Source organism: Streptomyces sp. NPDC020362 (assembly GCF_040642095.1).
In the GTDB taxonomy this organism is placed as follows: domain Bacteria; phylum Actinomycetota; class Actinomycetes; order Streptomycetales; family Streptomycetaceae; genus Streptomyces.
The window spans coordinates 4,949-29,107 of sequence record NZ_JBFAET010000118.1 but is presented as its reverse complement, the minus strand read 5'-3'; the positions used below and the strand labels follow the sequence as shown (position 1 = coordinate 29,107).

Genomic DNA, 24,159 nt, shown 5'->3' with positions numbered 1-24,159 from the left:
GGCGGGCAGCGGGGTGGGGCGGTGGCCGGCACCGGGGACTGGCGGGCACCGGGGTGTGGCGGTCGACGGCACCGGGGACTGGCGGGCACCGGTGCCTGGCGGTCGACGGCACCAGGGCTTGGCGGGCGACGGCAGCAGGGACCGGTGGGCGACGGCACCCACGCTCGGTGGGCGACGGCGCAAGCGACTGGCGGGTGACGGCACCCACGGCTCGGTGGGTGACGGGACCGCGGCCCGGTGGGTGACGGCGTCGCGACTCGGCGCCGGTCTCCCGGCTGCCGCCTGCTACACGACCATCGGGCGGTCGGACGGCGATATCGGCGCCGGCAACCGTGAACTTCCCGTCAGGTACCGGTCCACGGCTGCCGCCACCGCCCGCCCCTCCGCGATCGCCCACACAATGAGCGACTGACCGCGAGCCGCGTCCCCGGCGGCGAACACGCCGGCGACGTTGGTCGCGAAGCCGCCGTCGCGGGCGATCGTGCCGCGCGGCTCCATCATCAGCCCCAGCTGATCGACGAGCCCGTCCTCCCGGTCGGGCCCGGAGAAGCCGAGCGCGAGCAGCACCAGGTCGGCGGGCAGCGTCCGCCCGGTGCCCTGCACCGGCTGCCGTCGCTCGTCCACCTCGACCAGGTGCAGAGACCGCACATGCCCGCTGTCGTCCCCGTCGAAGCGGAGCGTGGACGCCGCGAACAGCCGCGCGTCCGCGTCCGCCGCCGGAGCCGTCCGCAGGTCCCGTGCCTCCTCGTGCGCGGCCGACAGCCGGTAGACCTTCGGGTACGTCGGCCACGGCTCGATGTCCTCGTCGCGCCCCGCACCCGGCTGTGCGTAGATGTCCAGCTGGGTCACGGACGCGGCCCCCTCGCGCACCGCCGTACCCAGACAGTCGGCCCCGGTGTCCCCGCCACCCACGATCACCACATGCCGGCCGGCCGCGGACAGCGGCGAGATCTCCAGATCCCCCTCGCACACCCGGTTGGCCAGCGGCAGGTACTCCATCGCCTGGTGTATTCCGTCCAACTCCCGGCCGGGCACCTGAAGTTCCCGCCAAGCCGTCGCACCCGTGGCCAGCACCACCGCGTCGTAGCGCGTTCGCAGATCCGCAGCCGGAACATCCCGCCCGACCGCCGTCGACGTGCGGAATTTCGTCCCCTCGGCCCGCATCTGCTCCAGCCGCCGCTCCAGATGCCGCTTCTCCATCTTGAACGCGGGGATGCCGTAGCGCATCAGCCCCCCGATCCTGTCGTCCTTCTCGTACACGGCGACGGTGTGCCCCGCCCGGGTCAGCTGCTGCGCCGCGGCGAGCCCGGTCGGCCCCGAGCCGATCACCGCGACGGTCTTCCCCGAGAGCCGATCCGGGGGCCGCGGTGGGACGAAACCTTCCTCCCAGGCCCGGTCGGCGATCGCGCACTCTACGTTCTTGATCGTGACGGCCGGCTGGTTGATCGCGAGCACGCACCCGGCCTCACAGGGCGCCGGACACAGCCGTCCGGTGTACTCGGGGAAGTTGTTCGTCGCGTGCAGCCGGTCGCTCGCCGCCCGCCAGTCCTCACGGGAGACCAGGTCGTTCCACTCCGGGATCAGGTTGCCCAGCGGGCAGGCGTCGTGACAGAAGGGGATGCCGCAGTCCATGCAGCGGTCGGCCTGCTTGCTGACGATGGGCAGCAGTGCTCCCGGGACGTAGACCTCGTCCCAGTCCCGGACCCGTTCCTCGACGGGCCGCCGCGGCCACTCCTGGCGCGGCGTGGTCATGAACCCCTTGGGATCGGCCATGGTCGTCTTCCTCGCGTACGTGTACCGGGAGGTACTGGGTGTACGACGGGCCGTGCCTCATCGGGCGGCACTCTTTCGGCCACGATACGTCCGAGCCGACACCCGCGCAGAGGGGCGGGACAGCGCTTGCCGATGGACTTTTCCCAGCGTGGGACCGACGGGCCCGACGATCCTCCGTAACGGGCTCGACGATCCCCGCAGGGGATGTTCAGGCCAGGGCCAGCACGTACACGACGGCGGCCGTGGCGGAGGCGGCCGTGCGGACGTGGTTCCAGAACGTCCACTCACGCACATATACCGGCCAGTACACCGCGGCCTCCGGGCTGCCGGGGGCCAGCCCGGCCAGCCTGTCGTTGCGGGGCACGTTCGCGACCACGGTCAGTCCGAAGGAGCCGAGCAGGTACAGCGCGCTGCCGAGCAGCAGCTCCGTCTTCCCGCCGTCCGGCCAGACCACGAAGGTCACCACCGCGATCACCGCGCACAGCACCGCCGAACCGGTGAACACCAGCATGAAGGCGGGCCGCACGGCGGCCACGTTGATCGCCTTCATCGCGGCGACGCCCTGCGCGGGCGGCAGCGCGGCCAGGCCCCGCATCACGAACGTCGAGAATCCGCAGAAGACACCGGCCACCAGCCCGGTGCCCAGCACACCCAGCACGATCAGCACGAAAAACGGCCCGCCGATCACGATCACACCCCACTCCCGCACCGTCCCGGGCCGATGCCCGGCGTCAGCCTTTCTTCCAGTGAAGGCGCAGGGCGGCCGCCCCACCATGGCTGAACGGCGCGGCGCCATGCGCGAGCGTCCAGGTCCTGTACCCGGCCCGGCCGGATGAAATCCGTCAGCCGACGTCGGCCGCCTCGCCCCACGCCCGCAGCACGCTCTCCACGGTCCCCGCGATCCGCCGCCGCGCCTCGTACCTCGGCACCCCCCTCATCAGCAGCTGGTCGTACGGCGTGTCGACATGCCGTATCCCTGCCACGACGGCGGAGATCACCGCCCCCTCCGACAGCGCCCGCCCGGCCGCGCTGCGCCCGACCCGTCCACTGCCCCGCACGGACGCGTGCGCCGCGACGGCCCGGGCCCGCTCGTGCGGACAGCCGGGAAAGAGCCTGAGGATCTCCGCCGCGAACGCCGCCGCGAACTGCTCGTCCTCCGCCGCCCTGCGCCGCGCGTCCCGCGCTCTGCGCCGACGCCTGGCCTCGGCGTCCGCCAGGCACCGCGCCTCGGCCCGGGCCAGCGCCGGGTCCTCCACGAGTACACCCTGCCGTTCGTAGCGGCTCTTGCGCCGGTTGAACCGCACCACGACCACCGACAGCGTGCTCTCCTGACGAGCCCTGCGTGTGAGCGCCGTGTCACCACGCGGCAGGAACACCAGATGTCCCAGGTCGGCGCAGACGAGGCAGCGTGGCGCCCCGTCCTCCAGCACGAGCAGCGACAACGGCCCGCGGCGACAGCCGGCACAGCGCTTGCTCCGCAGGGGCTGGACGACGACAAGTCCAGCGGGAAGAAGGGGGGTTGCATAGCGCGCCATACGTCCTTCTTTCCCCGTCACGGCCCCCGGCTCCCACGCCGGCCCGCCCCGCCTCCTCATCGATCCCCGAGTACAACGACCAGACCGCCCCGTCGCCCAGGCCGCCCCGTCGACCCGGTCGTCCGTCGGGCAGACCGTCCGTAGGGCGGCCGCTTCCCTCCGAAGAGGCAGCGGCGGTCGTCCGTGGGTGAGGCAGCGGTCCGCCGAAGAGGCAGCGGCCCGTCGGTGAGTCAGCGGCCCGTCGGCGGTCCGTCTGGCGCCACGGATCTACCTGGCCGGGGATCCGCCCGGCAACCCCGGTCCGGAGTCCTTGGGGCCGCCGTTTCCGCGGCCGCAGCAGGACCCTCCTGTCGTCGCCCACCGACCCCACCCGGCATCATGGGCGCTGTGCGACTGGAAGCGATCACCTGGGACCGGCTCGCCGAGCAGCTGGTCGACCGGCTGCTCGCGCTGGAGCCGGCCGACGGGAGTGCCTGGCCCCGCGTCGGATTCGACGGTGCACCGGCCGCCCGCCCGGGCGACCTTGCGAAGCGCATAGCCGAGGCGCTGCGTGTGCGGGGCAGACCCTCGCTGGTCGTCGGTACCGAGGGTTTCCTGCGCCCCGCCTCGCTCCGCCTGGAGCACGGGCGACGGGACGCGGAGTCGTACTACAGCGGCTGGTTCGACACGGGCGCCCTGTGGCGGGAGGTCTTCGGCCCGCTCGATCCCGGAGGCAGCGGCCGCGTCCTGCCCGACCTGTGGGACCCGGCCACCGACCGTGCCACCCGCAGTCCGTACGTCCAACTCCCGTCAGACGGAGTCCTGCTGCTCCATGGCCCCCTCCTCCTGCGCCACTGGTTCCCGTTCGACCTGACCGTCCATGTCCTCCTCTCCCCGGGCGCTCTGCGCCGCCGCACGCCGGAGGCCGACCACTGGACCCTGCCCGTCTTCGAGCGCTACGAGGCGGAGACCGACCCGGCCGGCACGGCCGACGTCCTCGTACGCGCCGACGATCCACGGCACCCCGCCTGGAACGGCTGATCCGAAGGACCCGTCGGGCCCTGCCCGGACCAGCCCGGCGGCTGTGCGTCAGAGCCAGCCGTTGCGCCTGAAGCCCCGGTAGAGCACGAGGCAGGCCGCCGCCATCACGCCCATGACGAGCGGATAGCCGAACCGCCAGTGCAGCTCCGGCATGTGGTCGAAGTTCATGCCGTAGACCCCGCACACCATCGTCGGCACCGCGATCACCGCCGCCCAGGCCGTGATCTTCCGCATGTCCTCGTTCTGCGCGACCGTCACCTGCGCGAGGTGTGCCTGCAGGATGGAGTTGAGCAGTTCGTCGAACGCGGCTATCTGCTCCTTGGCCCGCATCAGATGGTCGAGCACGTCCCTGAAATAGGCCTGTATCTCCGGGTCGACCACCCGTATCGGCCGGGTGGCCAGATCCTCCACCGGGCGGGCGAGCGGCACCACCGCCCGCTTCAGTTCGAGGAGTTCACGCTTCATCTGGTAGATGCGTCCCGGGTCGGCCCGTGCCCCGTTCTCCGAGAACACGTCCGTCTCGACCTGGTCGATGTCGGCCTGGACCGCGTCCGTGACGTTCAGATAGTCGTCCACGACATGGTCGGCGATCGCGTGCAGCACCGCCGCCGGCCCCTTGGCGAGCTGCTGCTTGTCCGCCTCCAGTTCCTCGCGCAGCGGGCCCAGGGAGCCGTGCCGCCCGTGCCGTACCGTGATGACGAAGTCCTCGCCTATGAACACCATGATCTCGCCGGTGTCGACCACCTCGCTGGTCGCCGTCAGCTGTTCGTGCTCCACGTAGCAGACGGTCTTGAACACCGCGAAGAGCGTCTCCCCGTAGCGCTCCACCTTGGGGCGCTGATGGGCCTCCACCGCGTCCTCCACCGCCAGCGGGTGCAGGTCGAACAACTCGGCGATGCCCGCGAACTCACGGTCCGTCGGCTCGTGCAGTCCCAGCCAGACGAAGCCCTCGCCGGTCTTGCGCACCTTTTCCAGGGCATCCACCAGGTCGGTGCACCCCGGCACCCGGGCCCCGTCCTGGTACGTGACGCAGTTCACCACCGAGGAGCCCAGCGGTGACCTGGCGGGATGGCTCAGGTCCACGCGCGGCCGCCGCCGGGCCAGCCGCGCCACCTTGCGCAGGCCGCCGACCCTGCCCAGCCCCGTGACCTTCCGCAGATTCCCTGCCATGGACATCTGGATCTCCTCGCGTGGATCTCCCCTGTGCAACGCTTTCGCGCCTTGACCGGCAAGTGTGCCAGTCCGGCGCAAAAGGCGAGTAAGCCTGTGGGAATGACCTGTTCCGCTTTGTTCCCGCCTGTGGACAGCCCGCCGTTCCGGACAACCGGGGCAACTGGGATAGTCGCGGTATGGCGCAATCCGACGGGTATCTCCTGGACAACCGGCAGACCGAGGCGGCCCAGCGCTTCGACGCCTTCGCCTCCCTCTTCGATCCCACGACCTTCCGGCATCTGGAGGCGCTCGGGCTCGGACCGGGCCGGCACTGCTGGGAGGTCGGGGCCGGCGGAACCTCGGTCGTCTCCTGGCTCGCAGAGAAGGTCGGTCCTGCCGGCAGAGTCCTCGCGACCGACCTCGACACCTCGCTGCTCACCGCCGTGGCCCGTCCTCCGGTCGAGGCGCGCGTCCACGACGTGGGCGCGCAGGAGCCGCCGGGCGAGGGCTTCGACCTGGTGCACGCCCGGCTGGTCCTCGTCCATGTCCCGGACCGGGCAAGGGCCCTGAACTCCATGATCGACGCACTGCGGCCCGGCGGATGGCTGCTGATCGAGGACGCCGACCCGGCCCTCCAGCCCCTGATCTGCCCCGACGAGTACGGCCCCGAGCAGCGGCTCGCCAACCGGCTGCGCCAGGGCTTCCGCAAGCTGCTCGCCGACCGCGGCGCCGACCTGTCGTACGGCCGCAAGCTTCCCCGTCTGCTCCGCGAGGCCGGGTTGCGCGAGGTGGAGGCCGACGCCTACTTCCCCGTGACCTCGCCCGCCTGCACCGCTCTGGAGGCCGCCACGGTCCGGCAGATCCGCGACGGGCTCGTGACCGCGGACCTCGCCACCGACGAGGACATCGACCGGCACCTGGCCAACGTGGAGGCGGGCGGCATGGACCTCGTCACCGCACCGATGATCTCGGCCTGGGGCCGCAAGGCCTAGAGGGCTGTGTCCGGCGACCCGGGCGGCGTCCGGCGGGGTGGCGTCCGGCTGTCCGGGCGGGTGCGTCCGGCGGTGATTCCGTGCGCCGGCCCGGCCGCAGATGGCCGGGTGCGGGCCCCTCTCCGACTCGCGGAACCGCCGTGGCGTGACGATCAGCTGCCGATGCCCCGGTGTGGTGGTCTGCCACCCAGCCGTTCCACCGCCCGCGCACCCGCCTCGCACCCCCGCGCCGCCGCCTCCCGCGGATCCCCGCCCGTGACCAGGGCGGCGAGGAACGCGCCGGTGAACGCGTCGCCGGCGCCCGTGGTGTCGACGGGCGTCGCCGCCGCTGCCGGAACCCGGGCGACGACGCTCCCGGAGCAGGCCACCAGCGCCCCGTCCCCACCCGACTTGGCCACCACCAACGGCACCAGCCGGCTCAACTCGGCCGCCGCGTCAGCCCAGTCGGCCAGACCCGTCAGCAGGCATGCCTCGTCCCGGCTGGGCAGCAGCACATCCAGCCCGTCCGCGAACGCCAGGAAACGGTCCACCCCGAGCGTCATGAGAAAACCCGCCGACGCCGGATCCAGGCTGACCGGCACGCCACGCGCGCGTGCCGCCGCAAGGGCCATCTCGGCGAGCGCCCGGCTCGGCTCCGAGAACAGCAGATAGCCCGACAGGTGCAGCCGGGCGACCCCGTCGAGCAACTCGTCCGACCAGTCGGCCGGTTCGAGCCTCAGGGACGCCCCGCTGTCCGTGAGGAATGTCCGCTCGGCCGCCGCGCCCGCGTCGACGAGACAGACCACCGTCCCGGTGGCCGCGTCCGGGTCGACCACCAGCCGGGGCCTGACTCCGGCCGCCACCAGCTCCCGCTCGTGCCACTCCGCCGCGTCCGTGCCCACCCTTCCCAGCAGCCGTACCTGTGCACAGCCCGCGTGGGCCGCCCAGCAGGCCACGTTGGCGCCCGCACCACCCGGCAGGGTCCGGACCGAGGCGGCCGTGTCGGTGCCGGCCGCGAGCGGCCCCCGGTGCCGGGCGACGACGTCCGTGACGACGTCCCCGACGACCAGCAGCGTTCCGTCCCGGTACGCGGTCACCCCCTGGTCCACGCTGCGGCGATCCGGGCCGCCAGCTGCACATTGCCGCGCACGGCGGCCAGATTGGCCTCCAGTGAGGCGCCGGCCGTGTGCCGGACCAGGAAGTCGAGCAGGAACGGTGTGACCGCCTGGCCGGTGATCCCCTGCTCCTCCAGGGCACGCAGCGCGTCGGCGAGCACGCGCGCGTGCAGGTCGGGATCGAGCTGCTGCTCCTGGGGCACGGGGTTGGCCACGATCAGCGCCGACTGCGCCGCGCCGAGCGCGTCCTGCGCCCGCATGACGTCCGCGACCTGCTCCGGGCTCTGCAGCGTCCAGTCGACCGGATGTCCTGAGTCGGACAGGTAGAAGCCGGGAAACCGGTCGGTGCGGTATCCGGCGACCGTCACGCCCAGTGTCTCCAGTCGCTGCAGGGTCGCCGGCACGTCCAGGATCGACTTCACCCCCGCGCACACCACCGTGATCCGCGTCCGTGCCAGCAGGCCCAGATCGGCCGACTCGTCCTGCGTCACCGTCCACTCCCGGTGCACACCGCCCAGCCCGCCCGTGGCGAACACCCGGACGCCCGCCAGGGCCGCCAGCTGCGCCGTTGCCGACACCGTGGTGGCCCCGCTCACCCCCGCCGCCACGGCCATCGGCAGGTCACGGTGGCCCAGCTTGCGGATGCCGTCCTCGTTCGCGACCCGCTCCAGCTGCTCCTTGTCGAGGCCGACCCGCGGGCGCCCGTCCAGTACGGCGATGGTCGCGGGTACCGCGCCCTCCTGCCGCACCACGTCCTCCAGCTCCAGCGCCACCTGGAGATTGCGCGGACGCGGCAGCCCGTGGGCGATGATGGTGGACTCCAGGGCCACCACCGGTCGCCGTGCGTCGATCGCTGCCCGGACTTCTTCCGACACCACCACCACGCGCCCGCCTCCTGTCCGTCGGTCCTTCCTCATCTCTGGCGGGCGGCACGCCCGGCTAAACGCTTGCGGTCTGTGGGGGACACCACCAGCCTGGGCCGCATGACGAACCACACCACGCGTCTCGACCACGTCGTCCTGTGGGTGTCCGACCCGGTTGCGGCGGCCGGCTTCTACGAGAACGCCGTCGGGCTGGAGCCCCTGAGGGTCGCCGAGTTCACCGAGGGAAAGGTGTCGTTCCCCTCCATGCGCGTCAACGAGGAGACCATCCTCGACCTCGCGCCGCGCAGTCTCGCGGAGCGCATGAACATGCTCCCGGGCTCCGCGGACAGCGCCGGCCACCCCGTCAACCACGTCTGCCTGTCGTTGCCGTCCGCCCACTTCGACGCCCTGCTAGCCCGCCTGAAGGCGCTCGGCGTCCCCATGACCGACATCGGCCACGACTCCTTCGGCGCCCGCGGGAAGGCCGTCCGCAGCTTCTATTTCCGGGACCCTGACGGCAACGTCTTCGAGGCCCGGCACTACGCGTAGCGCCGTTCTCAGAACAGCGGCTCGGGCAGCACGCCCTCCAGGGCGAGCAGCTTCCGCTTGGTCTCCAGGCCACCCCCGAAGCCACCGATGCCGCCGTCGCTCTCCACCACCCGGTGGCACGGCACCACGAGCGGCAGTGGGTTGGAGCCCATCGCCGTGCCCACCGCCTGGGCCCCGCCCGGCTGCCCGACCCGGCCGGCCAGATCGCCGTACCCGACCACGGTGCCGTACGGGACGCCGGAGGCCAGCTCGCGCAGCACCTGTCGGTTGAAGCCCGAGATCAGCGACCAGTCCAGGGGCAGGTCGAAGTCGTGGCGCCCGGCCGCGAAGTACTCCTCGACCTGCCGTATCGCCTCGGCCAGCAGGGGCGAGTCCGGCTCCTCGGCGGGGTCGGTGCCCAGCCGGGACGCCAGCCGCTCCAGTGCCCGGTCGCGCACCGCGTCCGTGGCGTGGAAGACGACGTTGACCAGTCCCTCGCGCGTCGCCGCCAGCATCAGCGGGCCGATGCCGGTGTCCATGACGGCCCACACGACCCGCGCCTCGTCCTGCCCATGGCTGTCCATGCGCCCACGGTACGACCCGCCACTGACAATGCCCGCCGCGCGCTCATTCCGACTCCAACGCCGCCCGGACCACATCGGGCTTGTTGGTGATGAGTCCGTCGACTCCGTAGCCCGTGACCGTCCGGGCGGCGGCCGCGTCGTTCACCGTCCAGGCGAACACGCCGAGCGGCCTGCCGTGCGGTCCCTGGACGGCGTGCACCGCGCAGACGTAGACCTTGGAGATCGAGCTGTACGACGGATTGATCAGGTCGATGAAGCGCGCGTACTGCTGCAGCTCCGCCACGGAGGGCTTGCCGAGGTAGGCGGTGGTCAGCGCCGGTTTCAGCTCGTGGACGGTGCGCACGCTGTCGGCGCTGAAGCTCTGCACGATCAGCCGTTCCAGGTGCTGCCGGTCCAGCCAGCCCTCGTTGCCGAGGAGCTTCAGGGTCTGCTGCTCGATGCCGGGGTACAGCTCCGGGTTCTTGATCTCCAGGAGCAGATTCTCGTGATTGTGCTCGACCCGGCCCATGTACTGCGTGAGGGTCGGCACGCGCGTGCCCCTGTAGGCGGACGAGAACCAGCTGCCGGCGTCGAGCCGGGCGATCTCGGCGGCGGTGAAGTCCTTCACCTTCCAGGGCGCCCGGCCCGGGAAGACGTCCTTCACATTCGTGGTGCGCTCCAGGCTGTCGTCGTGGATGACGACCAGTTCGCCGTCCTTGGTGCGCTGCACGTCGTTCTCGACCCAGGAGAAGCCCAGCTTCGCCGCCTTGTCGATGGAGGCCAGTGTGTTCTCCGGCGCGTAGGCCGAAGCCCCGCGGTGGGCGATCACGGTGGGCACGCCGGACTCGCCCGCCCGGGCGACGGGTGTGGGACTCAGCAGGGCGGCCGTCCCCAGGACCGCCGCGGCGATGGCGGCGGCTACGCGCGCGTGCATGCGTACTCCTCGCGTCGAGCGAATACCGACAGCACCAGCTTGACAGCAGAGAGTCAACGGTACCCGGGCGCAGGACGGCCACACAGTGAATGGAATTGTCCAGGTCCGCTCACGGGTGCCGCACAAGTGGGGCAGGGCCGTGTTTCTTTGCCGGAAAATCGTTCGACCATTCCGGTGGGGGTCATACTCTCTGCGTCAACCCTGGCCGCCCCCGCGGTCCTGGGACGGGGGCGCATTTCAGATATTCCGGGACGCAACAGGGCGGAAGGGCAGCCGCGCATGCAGGGCACGGTCGACGGATTCAGCTACGGGGCCGTCACCCCGGTGGTGGCCTTTCTGATGGCCTGCCTGGGTGGCGCCCTCGGCCTGCGCTGCACGACCCGGTCCCTGCTGGTCACACACTCCCGGCGGCCCGCCTGGCTGGCCCTCGGCTCGGCCGCGATCGGCTCCGGCATATGGACCATGCACTTCGTCGCCATGATGGGCTTCACCATCAAGGAGACGCCGATCCACTACGACGAGCCGATCACCTACGCGAGTCTCGGCCTCGCCATCGTCATGGTGGGTGTGGGGATCTTCATCGTCGGATACCGGGGTGCCACCGGCACCTCCCTGTTCACGGGTGGCACGATCACCGGTCTGGGCGTCGCCTCCATGCATTACCTCGGCATGGCGGGGATGCACTTCGACGGGCGGTTCACGTACAACACGTTCACCGTCGCCGTCTCCGTCGTCATAGCGGTGGTGGCCGCCACCGCCGCCCTGTGGGCGGCCGGACGCGTGCGCGGCTTCCTGTGGAGCGTCGGGGCGAGCCTCGTGATGGGTCTCGCCGTGAGCGGCATGCACTACACCGGCATGGCCGCCCTCGATGTCCACCTCCACGGCACCTCGGGCTCCGGCACCGTGGGCTCACCGGCCTCGGCGCTCGCGCCGATGCTGATCGGCCCGCTCGCCTTCCTGCTGCTCGCGGGCGTCGTCGTGGTGTTCGATCCGCTGATGATCATGGGCAGGCCGACCGCGACCGCCGTCGAGGACAAGCCGGGCGTCCCGGCCGCAGCCGTCGCCTCCCACCACGATCGTCACGCGTCGCTACACTCCGGTGCCCGGCCGGTCCGCCGCCCGGCGCACCACGAGTCCCGCACCCCGCAGAACCGCTGATCGGGACCCGTTGTCAGTGGGGGGTCGTACGGTGGTGACATGCGGCCCGTTTCCCACATCGAACGCACGGTGGCGCCCTTCGAGGTCGTCAGCTCCTACCAGCCCAGCGGCGACCAGCCGACGGCCATCGCCGAGCTGGCCAGGCGCATCGAGGCAGGTGAGAAGGACGTCGTCCTGCTCGGCGCGACCGGCACCGGCAAGTCCGCCACCACGGCGTGGATGATCGAGAAGCTCCAGCGCCCCACCCTGGTGATGGCACCGAACAAGACTCTGGCCGCCCAGCTGGCCAACGAGTTCCGCGAGCTCCTCCCGAACAACGCGGTCGAGTACTTCGTCTCGTACTACGACTACTACCAGCCCGAGGCCTACGTCCCGCAGTCGGACACCTACATCGAGAAGGACTCCTCGATCAACGAGGAGGTCGAGCGCCTGCGCCACTCGGCGACGAACTCGCTGCTCACACGCCGTGACGTCATCGTGGTCGCCTCGGTTTCCTGTATCTACGGCCTCGGTACTCCGCAGGAGTACGTGGACCGGATGGTCCAGCTCAGGGTCGGCGACGAGATCGACCGCGACGAGCTGCTGCGCCGCTTCGTCGACATCCAGTACACCCGTAACGACCTTGCCTTCACCCGGGGCACCTTCCGGGTCCGCGGCGACACCATCGAGATCTTCCCGGTCTACGAGGAGCTGGCCGTCCGTATCGAGATGTTCGGCGACGAGATCGAGGCGCTGTCCACGCTGCACCCGCTCACCGGCGAGATCATCAGCGACGACCAGCAGCTGTACGTCTTCCCCGCCTCCCACTACGTCGCAGGGCCCGAGCGCATGGAGCGGGCCGTCAACGACATCGAGAAGGAGCTGGGGGAGCGCCTCGCGGAGCTGGAGAAGCAGGGCAAGCTGCTGGAGGCCCAGCGCCTGCGGATGCGCACCACGTACGACATCGAGATGCTCCGCCAGATCGGCAGCTGCTCCGGCGTGGAGAACTACTCGATGCACTTCGACGGCCGCCTGCCCGGCTCCCCGCCCAACACGTTGATGGACTACTTCCCGGACGACTTCCTGCTCGTCATCGACGAGTCGCACGTCACCGTCCCGCAGATCGGGGCCATGTACGAGGGCGACGCGTCCCGCAAGCGCACGCTGGTCGATCACGGTTTCCGTCTGCCCTCCGCGCTGGACAACCGGCCCCTGAAGTGGGAGGAGTTCCAGGAACGCATCGGGCAGACGGTCTACCTGTCGGCCACTCCGGGCACCTACGAGCTGTCCCGCGGGGACGGTGTCGTCGAGCAGATCATCCGCCCCACCGGCCTCGTCGACCCGGAGGTCGTGGTCAAGCCCACCGAGGGGCAGATCGACGACCTGGTGCACGAGATCCGCAAGCGCACCGAGAAGGACGAGCGCGTCCTGGTCACCACACTCACCAAGAAGATGGCCGAGGACCTCACCGACTACTTCCTGGAACTCGGCATCCAGGTGCGCTACCTGCACAGCGACGTGGACACCCTGCGCCGCGTCGAGCTGCTGCGCGAGCTGCGCTCCGGCGAGTTCGACGTCCTGGTCGGCATCAACCTGCTGCGTGAGGGCCTGGACCTGCCCGAGGTGTCCCTGGTGGCGATCCTCGACGCCGACAAGGAGGGCTTCCTGCGCTCCGGGACCTCGCTGATCCAGACCATCGGCCGCGCGGCGCGCAACGTCTCCGGTCAGGTCCACATGTACGCCGACAAGATCACTCCGGCGATGGAGAAGGCCATCGAGGAGACCAACCGGCGCCGGGAGAAGCAGGTCGCCTACAACAAGGCCAACGGCATCGACCCGCAGCCGCTGCGCAAGAAGATCAACGACATCGTCGCGCAGATCGCCCGCGAGGAGGTCGACACCGAACAGCTGCTCGGCTCCGGCTACCGCAACCTGAAGGACGGCAAGGGCGCCAAGGCCCCTGTCCCGTCGCTCGGCGACAAGGCGGCCAAGGGGGCGAAGGCCGGCAAGGCCGCCAAGTCCGCCAAGGGCAAGGCGGGCGCCGCGGTGCCCACGGACCGTCCGGCGGCCGAACTCGCCGAGCAGATCGAGGAGATGACGGAGCGTATGCGCGCCGCCGCCGCCGAGCTGCAGTTCGAGATCGCCGCCCGGCTGCGCGACGAGGTCTCCGAGATGAAGAAGGAACTGCGCCAGATGCGGGAAGCGGGGCTTGCCTGACCCCTTGCAACCCTGCCGGACCTCGGCACTTGCGCCCAGTGTTGCAACACCGACACAAAGCGCGGGCCGGGGTTCGGCACTGTCGGTGCCCCTGCGTAGGGTTCTTGGCACCGCGCAGTGCGTGGCAACAGGGGAACACCGAGAGGGGAACCAGCCGTGTCCGTCAACTTGACCAAGGGTCAGGCCATCAGCCTGGAGAAGAAGGACGGGGCGACCCTGACCGCTGTCCGCATGGGTCTCGGCTGGCAGGCGGCGAAGCGGCGCGGCCTGTTCGGCTCGCGCACCCGCGAGATCGACCTGGACGCCTCCGCCGTGCTCTTCGCCGAGAAGCAGCCGGTCGACGTCGTCTTCTTCCGTCACCTGGTGAGCGACGACGGCTCCGTGCGCCACACCGGCGACAACCTCGTCGGCGGTGTCGGCCAGGGCGGCGACGACGAGGCCATCCTCGTGGACCTGCAGCGCATCCCGGTCCACATCGACCAGATCGTCTTCACCGTGAACTCCTTCACGGGCCAGACCTTCCAAGAGGTGGAGAACGCGTTCTGCCGCCTCGTCGACGAGACCAACGGCCAGGAGCTCGCCCGCTACACGCTCAACGGCGGCGGCGAGTACACCGCCCAGATCATGGCCAAGGTGCACCGGTCGGGCTCGGGTTGGGCGATGACCGCCTTGGGCACTCCGGCCAACGGCCGCACCTTCCAGGACCTGATGCCGGCGATCCTGCCGCACCTGTAGGAACCCCGCTCGCTCGGGCAGGCGGCGTACGACAACACGACACAGGGGGCGACGGCGATGACGGCCGAGCTGGTGCGGGGACAGAACCACCCGCTGTCCCAGGCCAGGCTGGAGATCCGGATCTCGGCCGCAGTGCCGGTCCTGGCGGGGGCCACGCTGGGCGACGAGCACGGCACCGTGCACGGCGCCCCCTGGGTGGCCCACCCCGGCGCCCCCGCCCTGCCCGGCATCGAAGTGTCCGTGCAGGCCGCCACCGGCCACCGGCTGGCCGTCGACCTGGATGCCCTGCCCGAGGCCGTTCACCGTGTCTGCGTGCTGCTCGCCCTGCCCGAGCGGCCGGGAGGCCCGCTCCGGTTCGGCGCGTTCGCCGCTCCGACGGCGGCGGTCACGGGCCTCGACGGCACCGGGATCGCCCGCTTCACCCTCACCGGCCTGGATGCCGAGTCGGCCGTCGTCGCCCTGGAGCTGTACCGCAGGCAGGGCGTCTGGAAGGTGCGCGCGGTGGGCCAGGGCTACGCGGGGGGTCTCGCCGCGCTTCTCGCCGACCAGGGCCTGACCGAGGCCGGCGAACTCGCGGCACACATCCAGGAGGCGGTGACACGGAGCCTGGCCCGAGCGATCCCGGCGCCGCCACCACAGCACGTCCCGGACGCCGCGGTACCCGCTCCGACGGAGTCGTACGGCACCCCCGACGCGCACGGCGCGCCGGTCTCCGGCAATCCGGTCGACTACACGCACCCGGGCCGCCGTGCGCACACCGCACCGCCCCCGCCGCCGCCCGCGACGGCTCCGGCTGCGGACGGTCAGCCCGCCCAGCCCGTGGCGGGTGACGCGGTGGGGTGGTCGATGGAGGAGCGGCTCTACAACCAGGTCTGGGGCATGTTCGAGGACCTGGCCCGCACCACGGCCGCATACCGCAGCGCCGTCGACTTCGCCGGCTCCCGTCTGGAGAAGGAGCTCGACCAGGTCCTCACCGACCCGCGCGGCCGGCTCGGCACGGCGGGGGACACCGCTCGCGAGGCGGCCCACGCCCGGCACTCCCAGCTGGTCGACCAGGCCCGGGCGGCACTCGACCGGGACCTCGCCCAGCTCACCGCCGAGTCCGGGGTGGTCGAACCCGCACTGCCGTCGGCCTTCGCCCGCTGGGACAACCCTGTCTGGCACGGCTACCGCGTACCGGCCGAGCCGCCGATGGCCCTGCGGCTCGGCGATCTCCATCTCCCCGAGAGCGTCCCGCTCCGTATCCCCCTGCTGGTCAGACTGCCGCTGGAGCGGGGTCTGTGGATCGACAGCGGTCCCGCGGCAGAATCCGACGACACCGTTGTGGACCCGGCCGAGCTGCGCCGGCTCGCCATGGAGGTCGCGGTGGCGCTTGCCGCCCGGCTGCTCGCCGTTCACCCGGCGGGGGACTTCGCCGTGCAGGTCATCGATCCGGCTGGTGCCGGCGCCCTGGCGCTCCAGCCGCTGATCGGCGCCGGGGCCCTGACGGCGCCGCCCGCGGCCGGTGCGGTCGGAGTGGCGGAGGTGCTGGGGCGGCTCACCCAGCAGGTCGACCTGATGCAGATGGCCGTCCGGGGCGGCGCGGCCGAGTCGCTGCCGCCCGGCGTAGGCACCGCACAGCAGCTGCTGATCGTCAACGACTTCCCGCACGGCTTCGACGACCGGGCCGTGACCCAGCTGCGCTATCTCGCCGACGAGGGTCCCGCCGTAGGCGTCCACCTGGTGATGGTCGCGGATCGCGAGGACGCCGAGGCGTACGGGCCGTTGCTCGACCCGCTGTGGCGTTCGCTCATGCGACTCACCCCCGTACCCGGCGATCACCTGGCCGACCCCTGGGTCGGCCATGCCTGGACGTATGAACCCTCACTGGTGCCGCCCGGTAGCGGCATCCTGCAGCAGGTGCTCGCCGAGGTGACGGCAGCTCGCACCAAGTATAAGTAAAGCGCCCCTGATCAGCGATTTTGGGATTTCCTTTACCGGACACTTTACCTTTTCTTGGCTATTGGGGTATGGTCTTCCGTACGGAGGGGAGTACTCCCTGACTGCGGCGCACCCGTCAGTACGGATCGACGAGGATCCCGGGACGTCGGCCCATCGCGGGTGGAAGAGACCTCCGGCAGCGACAACCCCGATGTTTGCCGTTACGTAATGCCGGAGGTGCAGTGGAAGTCTCCATGGGCCTGTGGGCCCTGACCATCGTGGGGCTGGCCGCCCTGATCGCGGTCGACTTCTTCATCGGGCGCAAGCCCCATGACGTGTCGGTCAAGGAAGCCGGGATCTGGACCGTCGTCTGGATCGCCCTGGCCGGCCTCTTCGGCCTCGGCCTGCTCGTCTTGGGCGGCGGTCAGCCTGCCGGCGAGTTCTTCGCGGGCTTCATCACCGAGAAGTCCCTGAGCGTCGACAACCTCTTCGTCTTCGTCCTGATCATGGCGAAGTTCGCGGTGCCCTCGCAGTACCAGCAGCGGGTCCTGCTGGTCGGTGTCCTCATAGCCCTGGTCCTGCGGGCCGTCTTCATCGCGGCCGGAGCCGCGATCATCGCCAGCTTCTCCTGGGTGTTCTACCTCTTCGGCGCCTTCCTGATCTGGACCGCCTGGAAGTTGATCCAGGAGGCCCGCGCCGACGAGGAGGACGAGGAGTACGAGGAGAACAAGCTGCTGAAGGCCGCGGAGCGCAGGTTCGGCGTGGCCGACCGGTACCACGGCACCAGGCTGTGGATCCAGCAGAACGGCAAGCGGGTCATGACCCCGATGCTGGTCGTGATGCTCGCCATCGGCACGACCGACGTGCTGTTCGCGCTGGACTCCATCCCTGCGATCTTCGGTCTGACCCAGGACCCGTACATCGTCTTCACCGCCAATGCCTTCGCCCTGATGGGCCTGCGTCAGCTGTACTTCCTCATCGGCGGCCTGCTGAAGAAGCTGGTCCACCTGTCCTACGGCCTGTCGGTCATCCTCGGCTTCATCGGCATCAAGCTGGTGCTGCACGCGCTGCACGAGTCCGGGGTCCACGTCCCCGAGATCAGCATCCCGGTCTCGCTCGGCGTGATCTGCGTGGTCCTCGTGGTCACCACGATCACCAGCCTGATGGTGACCAGGAAGCAGGCGGTCACGGAGGCCGTGTCCGATGAGGGCGGCGGCGCCGCGAAGGAGGGCGTCAACGCCCGGCGGTAGGGGACGCGAACACCGTCACCCGACCCTGCGGGGCCCCGGCGGCACCAGCTCCGGGGCCTCGCGCAGAAAGGATGAGAAGGGATCCGAAAAGAACGGAATGCGAACCCCGTACGTGTCTGTAACCATCGCTGCATGATCACTCGGCTCAGGTCGCTCACCACGCAGTGGACGCTCCTCGTGCCGGTGCTCGCGGTCGTCCTTCTGATCTTCACCTGGGGCCGGGACCTGCCCGGCGCGGTCGTCGCGCTGGTGACCCTGGTCCTCGCCGGGTCCGTGCTGGCCGCGGTGCACCACGCCGAGGTGGTCGCTCACCGCGTCGGCGAGCCCTTCGGCTCGCTGGTGCTCGCCGTCGCCGTCACGATCATCGAGGTGGCCCTGATCGTCACCCTCATGGCCGACGGCGGCGCCAAGAGTGCCAGCCTGGCCCGCGACACCGTCTTCGCCGCCGTGATGATCACCTGCAACGGCATCGTCGGGCTGTGCCTGCTCGTCGCCTCCCTGCGTCACGGCACCGCGGTCTTCAACCCCGAGGGCACCGGCGCCGCCCTCGCGACCGTGGCGACCCTGGCCACGCTGAGCCTGGTGCTGCCGACCTTCACCACGAGCAAGCCCGGACCCGAGTTCTCCACCGTGCAGCTGACGTTCGCGGCACTCTCCTCGCTCATCCTCTACGGCCTGTTCGTGGCCACCCAGACCGTGCGGCACCGCGACTACTTCCTGCCGATCACCCGGCAGGGCGAGGTCATCACCGTGGACGCCCACGCCGAGCAACCGTCCCGGCGTACCGCCTGGATCAGCCTCGGCCTGCTCGGCCTCGCCCTGGTCGGCGTCGTCGGCCTGGCCAAGGGCGTGTCGCCCACCATCGAGTCCGGAGTGGCGGCGGCCGGCCTGAACCAGGCGGTCGTCGGTGTGGTCATCGCCCTGCTGGTTCTGCTGCCCGAGACGATCGCCGCACTGCGCTCCGCCCGCCGCGACCGGGTGCAGACCAGCCTCAACCTCGCGCTCGGCTCGGCGATGGCCAGCATCGGCCTGACCATCCCCGCTGTCGCGCTCGCCTCCGTCTGGCTGTCCGGACCGCTCGTCCTCGGCCTCGGCCCGACGGACATGCTGCTGCTCCTGCTGACCGTGGTGGTCAGCTCCCTGACGGTGGTTCCGGGCCGGGCCACCCCCCTGCAGGGTGGCGTCCATCTGGTGCTGTTCCTGGCCTACCTGGAGCTGGCGGTCAACCCGTAGCACCACCCGCCCGGTCAGCCCGTGGCCGGCTCCACCGCCGGCACGGGCACCGGACGCGTCTCCGGCAGCAGCGCGAAGCAGCCGAGGCTCAGCAGCGCCACGCCCGTCAGATACGCGCCCACGGCCCACGGAACCCGCCCGCCGTTCTCCGCGAGGGCGGTCGCCACGATCGGGGTGAGCGCGCCCCCGAGAACCCCGCCGAGGTTGTAGCCGACTGCGGCACCCGTGCAGCGCACCCGCGCTTCGTACAGCTCGGGCAGATACACGGCGATCACCGCGAACATGGTGATGAAGGCGATCAGCGCGCCCAGGATGCCGAGGAACATCAGGAGTGGCTCGCCGGTCGCCAGCAGCGCGACCATCGGCAGCATCCACAGCGCGCACGCCGTGCACCCCGCCAGGCACAACGGGCGGCGTCCGTAACGGTCACCGAGCAGCGCCACGAAGGGCGTGATCGCTCCCTGGACCGTCACGGCGGCCATGACGCAGGTCAGCATGACCGTGCGGCTCACTCCCAGCCGTTCCGTCGCATAAGCGAGGGACCAGGTCGTCACCGCGTAGAACACCGCGTACCCGACGGCCAGCGCCCCGGCCGTGAGCAGCACCAGCCGCCCGTGGTGCCGTACGACCTCGACGAGCGGCACGCGCGCGTGGTCGTCGATCTCCAGGAAGCGGGGGCTCTCGGCCAGCGACGAGCGCAGCCACAGCCCGGCCAGTGCCAGTACACCGGCCGCCCAGAACGGCACCCGCCAGCCCCACTGCGCGAACTGCGCATCGGACAGGGCCGCCGACAGTGCGAGCACCACCCCGTTGGCGAGCACGAAGCCGACCGCGGGCCCCACCTGCGGGAAGCTCGACCACAGGGCGCGGCGCTCCGGGGGCGCATGCTCGGCGGTCAGCAGCACCGCCCCGCCCCACTCCCCGCCGAGCCCCAGACCCTGCAGGAAACGCAGGACGAGCAGCAGAGCCGGGGCTGCCGCGCCGATGGATCCGTAGGTCGGTACGCACCCGACCGCGACCGTCGAGGCACCGGTCAGCAGCAGTGAGACGACCAGCACCGGACGCCGTCCGCGCCGGTCGCCGAGGTGCCCGAACAGCATGGAGCCCAGCGGACGGGCCACGAACCCCGCCCCGAAGGTCACGAACGCCGCCAGGGTCCCCGCCACCGGCGAGAACGTCGGGAAGAACAGCGGCCCCAGGACCAGGGCCGCCGCGGTCCCGTAGACGAAGAAGTCGTAGAACTCGATCGCGGTCCCGACGAGCGAGGCGGCGGCGAGCCGCAGCATGGAAGGAGCCCTTACGGCGCGTACATCGTGCATGTCGCGTCAACTACCCGCAGTGATCAAGGGTTACGGGGGCGCACGGAGGCGATCACCGCAACCGCCGCGCACGCCGGGCGGCCGGTCGCGCGCGGCCCCTCGCCCGCCGAGGGCACCGTGATAGACCGGGTCCGAGCGGCGGTCACCGACGTACCGCCCCGACGGACCGGAGGAACTGTGCCCCGCACCCTGGCCAACGCCCCGATCATGGTCCTCAACGGGCCCAACCTGAACCTCCTCGGCCAGCGCCAGCCCGAGATCTACGGCACGGACACGCTCGCCGACGTCGAGGCGATGTGCGCCAAGGCGGCGGCCGCACACGGCGGCACGGTGGACTTCCGGCAGTCCAACCACGAGGGCGAGCTGGTCGACTGGATCCACGAGGCCCGGCTGAACCACTGTGGGATCGTCATCAACCCCGGGGCCTACTCGCACACGTCGGTCGCGATTCTGGACGCCCTCAACACCTGCGACGGCATGCCCGTGCTGGAGGTGCACATCTCCAACATCCACCGGCGCGAGTCGTTCCGGCACCACTCGTACGTCTCGCTGCGCGCCGACGGTGTGATCGCGGGCTGTGGGGTGCAGGGCTATGTGTTCGGCGTGGAGCGGGTCGCCGCCCTGGTGGGGGCGGCGCAGGGCGACGCGTAGCCCGCGCGGTACTACAGACGGCCGGCCTCCACGATCCGCCGCAGGAAGCGCCGCGTGCGCTCCTGCTGCGGGTCGCCGAAGACCTGCTCGGCGGTGCCGCGCTCCAGCACGACCCCTCCGTCCAGAAAGCAAACCTGGTCGGCGACGTCGCGGGCGAAGCCCATCTCGTGCGTCGCCAGCACCATGGTCATGCCCTCGTCCTTCAGACCGCGGACCACTTCCAGTACCTCGCCCACGAGTTCGGGGTCGAGCGCGGCGGTGATCTCGTCGAGCAGCAGCAGCCGGGGCCGTACCGCCAGAGCCCGAACGATCGCCACACGCTGCTGCTGGCCGCCGCTCAGCCGGTCCGGGTAGGCGTCCGCCCTGCCGCCGAGCCCGAGGCGCTCCAGCAGCTCCCTGGCCCGCTCCTCGGCCTCCGCGCGGGAGACGCCGTGCACCCGGCGCGGGGCTAGCGTGATGTTGTCCAGCACGGTCATGTGCGGGAAGAGGTTGTACGCCTGGAAGACGACGGCGATGCGGCGCCGTACCGCGTCCTGGTCGACGCGCGGGTCGGTGATCTCCTCGCCGTCCAGCCAGATCGCGCCGTCGTCGATCTCCTCCAGGAGATTGGCACAGCGCAGCAGCGTGGACTTGCCCGAACCGGAAGCGCCGATCAGCGCGGTCACGGTGTGCGGGGCGACCTCCAGGTCGACGTCCCGCAACACGACCGAGTCCGCGAAGGTCTTGCGGACGGACTCCATCCGCAGCACGGGGGAGCCGTCCCGGGGTGCCGTACTCATATCGATCCTCCCTGGGCCCGCTGCCGGTCCATCCTGGCCGTCACCCAGTCCGTGAAGCGGGTCATCGGGATGGTCAGCGCCACGAACACCAGCCCGGCGACGATGTACGGCGTGTAGTTGAGGCTGCGGCCCACGATGATGTCGGCCGCCCGTACGGCGTCCACCGCGCCGCCGATCGACACCAGGCCGGTGTCCTTCTGCAGCGACACCAGGTCGTTGAGCAGCGGCGGCACCTGTCGGCGCACCGCCTGCGGCAGCACGACGTAGCGCAGGGCCTGCCGGTTGGTGAGACCCAGCGAGCGGGCCGCGGCGCGCTGCGAGGGGTGGATGGACTCGATGCCTGCCCGGAACACCTCGGCCACGTACGCCGAGTACGTCAGCGTCAGCGCCGTACCGCCGAGCAGCACCGGATCCACCGTCACGCCCTGCAGCCGCAGCGCCGGCACGCCCAGGACCACGATCATCAGGTTGATGATCAGCGGCAGGCCGCGGAAGAAGTCGGTGTACGCAGCGGCCAGCACCCGCAGCGGGAAGAACACCGGGCCGCGCAGGGTGCGGGCGACGGCGATCAGCATGCCGAGCACCAGCACGGCGACACCGCAGACGAGCAGCAGACGGACGTTCAGCCACAGCCCTTCGAGGACCTTCGGGAACGCCTCGCGCGCGTAGTGCGCGCTGAAGAACGTCTCCTTGGTGCGCGGCCAGCCCGGCGCGCTGACGACGACCAGGTAGAGCACGACGGCCGTGACCAGGGTCGAGAGCGCCGCGACGGCCGTGGCGCGGCGGGCGCGCGCCCTCTTGTAGCGCTCGCGCTCCAGCCGCCGCCCGGAGGGCACGTAGCCGTCGTCGGCGGCGGGTGTCGCGCCCTCGGTGCAGCTGGTCGTGTCACTCTTGTCGTCCGCCCCCTCCGGGGTGGACTCGCCCTTGGTGAGGGTCACTTGAGCACCGGCGCGTCGACGGCGTCGGAGAGCCACTGCTTCTCGATCCTCGCCAGCGTGCCGTCCTTGCGCAGGGCGTCGACGGCACCGGTCACGCACGAGGTCAGCGCGCTGCCCTTGTCGAGCACGAGCCCGAACTGCTCGGGCGCACCGCCCTGGTTCTCGAACTGGCCGACGATCTTCGCGTCGGTCACCTCGGCCGCGGTGATGTAGAACGCGGTCGGCAGGTCGGTGACGACGGCGTCGACCTGACCGTTCTTCAGCGCGGACTTGGCCTGGTCGTTCTTGGCGTACACGGCGGCCTCCTGCTTCGGCTTCACCACGTCGGTGATGTAGTCGAGGCTCGTCGTGCCCACCTGGGCGCCCAGCTTGAGGCCCTTCAGGTCCGCGATGGTCTTCGCCCCGGCGGCCTTGCTGCCCTTCAACGCGATGACGGCCTGGCGGACGTCGTAGTAACCGGAGGAGAAGTCCACGGCCTTCTTGCGCTCGCTGCTGATCGACACCTGGTTGATGTCGAAGTCGAAGGTCTTCACTCCGGGCGCGAACGCCTTGTTGAACGGCACGCTCTGCCAGACCACCTTGCTCTTGCCGTAGCCCAGCTGCTGTGCGACCGCGTAGGCGACCGCGGACTCGAAGCCCTTGCCGTTCGCGGGCTTGTCGTCCTTGAACCACGGCTCGTATGCCGGCTCGTCCGTCGCGATCGTCAGCTTTCCGGACGCCTTGGTGGCCAACTGGCCCTTGGCGCAGCTCTTTGCGGCGGAGCCGGACGGAGCGGCCGTCGCCCCGTCCTCGGGCTGCGGGGCACAGCCGACGGCGGTGGCGAGCAGGGCTGTGGTCGCGGCGGCAACCGCGCAGCGCAGTGCGCGAGGGGCAGGGTGCATGGCGGGAGATTGGCAGCGAACCCCCTGTTTGTCCAGGTCGCATGGCTCGGTGTCCGCATAGTGGGAACGGGTGTTGCACGCGTGTGAACACTGCTCCTGAAGCGGCCCGGCCTGGGCCGCCGGCCGAGGGCGGGGTGGGAAGACCGGCGGCCCATACCGCCCAGGAGCCGTCGTCCTGTGCGGGGCTGCCACCAGTTGACTGCGTGACAGCGGTCTCCGGGAGCGTGCACGCGAGTCCGGCGCGTGCGAAACGTTCACACGGGGCGCGTGCGGTCGCATGTGCGCCCGGCGCACATGCGGACGTGCGCCGGGCGCGCGGTGAAGCCCGCCTCTTGAGTAATGCGCGCATGGCCAACGGGCGCGGGGAACTGCGCGGAAGGCCTCTACGGACCCGCAGCCGCACGCGAACCGGGCGCCCCGAGCCAGTGGGCCGCACGCGAACCGGGCGCCCCGAACCGGTGGGCCGCACGCGAACCAGGTGCCCCGAACCGGTGGGCCGCACGCGAACCAGGTGCCCCGAACCGGTGGGCCGCACGCGAACCGGGCGCCCCGAACCGGTGGGCCGCACGCGAACCGGGCGCCCCGAACCGGTGGGCCGCACGCGAACCGGGCGCCCCGAACCGGTGGGCCGCACGCGAACCAGGT

22 protein-coding genes are annotated in these 24,159 nt (G+C 71.0%); 10 read left to right on the top strand and 12 right to left on the bottom strand.

All coding sequences use genetic code 11. From position 1 onward, the window contains the following. Positions 1-285: 285 nt before the first annotated feature. The 3 genes from AB0H32_RS31660 to AB0H32_RS31650 form a co-directional block, all read right to left on the bottom strand. On the bottom strand, positions 286-1,773 hold the full coding sequence (locus tag AB0H32_RS31660) for a glutamate synthase subunit beta (RefSeq protein ID WP_361127559.1): 1,488 nt from the start codon (positions 1,771-1,773) through the stop codon (positions 286-288). A gap of 208 nt (positions 1,774-1,981) precedes the next feature. Then, complete coding sequence (locus AB0H32_RS31655; protein ID WP_361127568.1) at positions 1,982-2,461, bottom strand: anthrone oxygenase family protein; 480 nt, start codon at positions 2,459-2,461, stop codon at positions 1,982-1,984. Positions 2,462-2,615: 154 nt separating this feature from the next. After that, the gene (locus tag AB0H32_RS31650) at positions 2,616-3,308 is read right to left on the bottom strand and encodes a DUF2293 domain-containing protein (protein ID WP_361127556.1); all 693 of its coding nucleotides are present in this window, start codon (positions 3,306-3,308) and stop codon (positions 2,616-2,618) included. Between the two features lie 387 nt (positions 3,309-3,695). Here AB0H32_RS31650 and AB0H32_RS31645 point away from each other — a divergent pair, with 387 nt between their 5' ends. Further along, the gene (locus tag AB0H32_RS31645) at positions 3,696-4,328 is read left to right on the top strand and encodes a uridine kinase (RefSeq protein ID WP_361127553.1); all 633 of its coding nucleotides are present in this window, start codon (positions 3,696-3,698) and stop codon (positions 4,326-4,328) included. 48 nt (positions 4,329-4,376) lie between these two features. Here AB0H32_RS31645 and corA read toward each other — a convergent pair whose 3' ends face one another. Continuing rightward, positions 4,377-5,504 (bottom strand): magnesium/cobalt transporter CorA, encoded by a 1,128-nt coding sequence (gene corA, locus AB0H32_RS31640; RefSeq protein WP_361127550.1) that lies wholly within the window; start codon positions 5,502-5,504, stop codon positions 4,377-4,379. A gap of 173 nt (positions 5,505-5,677) precedes the next feature. Between corA and AB0H32_RS31635 the strand changes: the two genes are divergently transcribed. Continuing rightward, positions 5,678-6,472: a methyltransferase gene (locus AB0H32_RS31635; protein ID WP_361127547.1), complete on the top strand. Its 795-nt coding sequence runs from the start codon at positions 5,678-5,680 to the stop codon at positions 6,470-6,472. Positions 6,473-6,624: 152 nt separating this feature from the next. Here the strand turns inward: AB0H32_RS31635 and AB0H32_RS31630 are convergent, their stop codons facing one another. After that, complete coding sequence (locus AB0H32_RS31630) at positions 6,625-7,560, bottom strand: PfkB family carbohydrate kinase (RefSeq protein WP_361127544.1); 936 nt, start codon at positions 7,558-7,560, stop codon at positions 6,625-6,627. Then, a complete protein-coding gene (locus AB0H32_RS31625) occupies positions 7,545-8,450 on the bottom strand; it encodes a pseudouridine-5'-phosphate glycosidase (RefSeq protein ID WP_361127541.1) in 906 nt (301 codons plus the stop codon). The genes AB0H32_RS31630 and AB0H32_RS31625 overlap by 16 nt, the downstream gene beginning before the upstream one ends. 99 nt (positions 8,451-8,549) lie before the next feature. Between AB0H32_RS31625 and AB0H32_RS31620 the strand changes: the two genes are divergently transcribed. Beyond that, on the top strand, positions 8,550-8,978 hold the full coding sequence (locus AB0H32_RS31620) for a VOC family protein (protein ID WP_361127538.1): 429 nt from the start codon (positions 8,550-8,552) through the stop codon (positions 8,976-8,978). Positions 8,979-8,986: 8 nt separating this feature from the next. Here AB0H32_RS31620 and AB0H32_RS31615 read toward each other — a convergent pair whose 3' ends face one another. Both AB0H32_RS31615 and AB0H32_RS31610 read right to left on the bottom strand, forming a co-directional pair. Continuing rightward, the gene (locus tag AB0H32_RS31615; RefSeq protein ID WP_361127535.1) at positions 8,987-9,541 is read right to left on the bottom strand and encodes a methylated-DNA--[protein]-cysteine S-methyltransferase; all 555 of its coding nucleotides are present in this window, start codon (positions 9,539-9,541) and stop codon (positions 8,987-8,989) included. Positions 9,542-9,584: 43 nt separating this feature from the next. Beyond that, positions 9,585-10,454 carry a glycerophosphodiester phosphodiesterase family protein gene (locus AB0H32_RS31610; protein ID WP_361127532.1) on the bottom strand — a complete coding sequence of 290 codons (870 nt, stop codon included), beginning with the start codon at positions 10,452-10,454 and terminating at the stop codon, positions 9,585-9,587. A 279-nt stretch (positions 10,455-10,733) separates the two neighbouring features. Here AB0H32_RS31610 and AB0H32_RS31605 point away from each other — a divergent pair, with 279 nt between their 5' ends. The 6 genes from AB0H32_RS31605 (at position 10,734) to AB0H32_RS31580 (ending at position 18,946) form a co-directional block, all read left to right on the top strand. Then, the gene (locus AB0H32_RS31605) at positions 10,734-11,612 is read left to right on the top strand and encodes an MHYT domain-containing protein (RefSeq protein WP_361127529.1); all 879 of its coding nucleotides are present in this window, start codon (positions 10,734-10,736) and stop codon (positions 11,610-11,612) included. A 39-nt stretch (positions 11,613-11,651) separates the two neighbouring features. Beyond that, positions 11,652-13,808 (top strand): excinuclease ABC subunit UvrB, encoded by a 2,157-nt coding sequence (gene uvrB, locus AB0H32_RS31600; protein ID WP_361127526.1) that lies wholly within the window; start codon positions 11,652-11,654, stop codon positions 13,806-13,808. A gap of 156 nt (positions 13,809-13,964) precedes the next feature. Further along, a complete protein-coding gene (locus AB0H32_RS31595; protein WP_361127523.1) occupies positions 13,965-14,543 on the top strand; it encodes a TerD family protein in 579 nt (192 codons plus the stop codon). Positions 14,544-14,600: 57 nt separating this feature from the next. Continuing rightward, positions 14,601-16,484, top strand: a complete 1,884-nt coding sequence (locus tag AB0H32_RS31590; RefSeq protein ID WP_361127520.1) for a TerD family protein — start codon at positions 14,601-14,603, stop codon at positions 16,482-16,484. Positions 16,485-16,717: 233 nt separating this feature from the next. Continuing rightward, positions 16,718-17,713, top strand: a complete 996-nt coding sequence (locus AB0H32_RS31585; protein WP_361127565.1) for a TerC/Alx family metal homeostasis membrane protein — start codon at positions 16,718-16,720, stop codon at positions 17,711-17,713. Positions 17,714-17,845: 132 nt separating this feature from the next. Then, on the top strand, positions 17,846-18,946 hold the full coding sequence (locus tag AB0H32_RS31580; RefSeq protein ID WP_361127517.1) for an ionic transporter y4hA: 1,101 nt from the start codon (positions 17,846-17,848) through the stop codon (positions 18,944-18,946). 14 nt (positions 18,947-18,960) lie between these two features. Here AB0H32_RS31580 and AB0H32_RS31575 read toward each other — a convergent pair whose 3' ends face one another. After that, positions 18,961-20,232: an MFS transporter gene (locus AB0H32_RS31575; protein WP_361127562.1), complete on the bottom strand. Its 1,272-nt coding sequence runs from the start codon at positions 20,230-20,232 to the stop codon at positions 18,961-18,963. A gap of 210 nt (positions 20,233-20,442) precedes the next feature. On the opposite strand from AB0H32_RS31575, the gene aroQ reads away from it, so the two are divergent. Next, the gene (gene aroQ / locus AB0H32_RS31570) at positions 20,443-20,916 is read left to right on the top strand and encodes a type II 3-dehydroquinate dehydratase (RefSeq protein WP_361127514.1); all 474 of its coding nucleotides are present in this window, start codon (positions 20,443-20,445) and stop codon (positions 20,914-20,916) included. A gap of 11 nt (positions 20,917-20,927) precedes the next feature. Here the strand turns inward: aroQ and AB0H32_RS31565 are convergent, their stop codons facing one another. From AB0H32_RS31565 to AB0H32_RS31555, 3 genes are read right to left on the bottom strand one after another with little or no spacing between them, the layout of a single operon-like run. Then, positions 20,928-21,695, bottom strand: coding sequence for an amino acid ABC transporter ATP-binding protein (locus AB0H32_RS31565; RefSeq protein ID WP_361127511.1), 768 nt, complete (start codon positions 21,693-21,695; stop codon positions 20,928-20,930). Continuing rightward, complete coding sequence (locus AB0H32_RS31560; RefSeq protein WP_361127508.1) at positions 21,692-22,633, bottom strand: amino acid ABC transporter permease; 942 nt, start codon at positions 22,631-22,633, stop codon at positions 21,692-21,694. Before AB0H32_RS31560 ends, AB0H32_RS31565 begins: the two co-directional genes overlap by 4 nt. After that, positions 22,630-23,514 carry an ABC transporter substrate-binding protein gene (locus AB0H32_RS31555; protein ID WP_361127505.1) on the bottom strand — a complete coding sequence of 295 codons (885 nt, stop codon included), beginning with the start codon at positions 23,512-23,514 and terminating at the stop codon, positions 22,630-22,632. The genes AB0H32_RS31560 and AB0H32_RS31555 overlap by 4 nt, the downstream gene beginning before the upstream one ends. Positions 23,515-24,159: the final 645 nt, after the last annotated feature.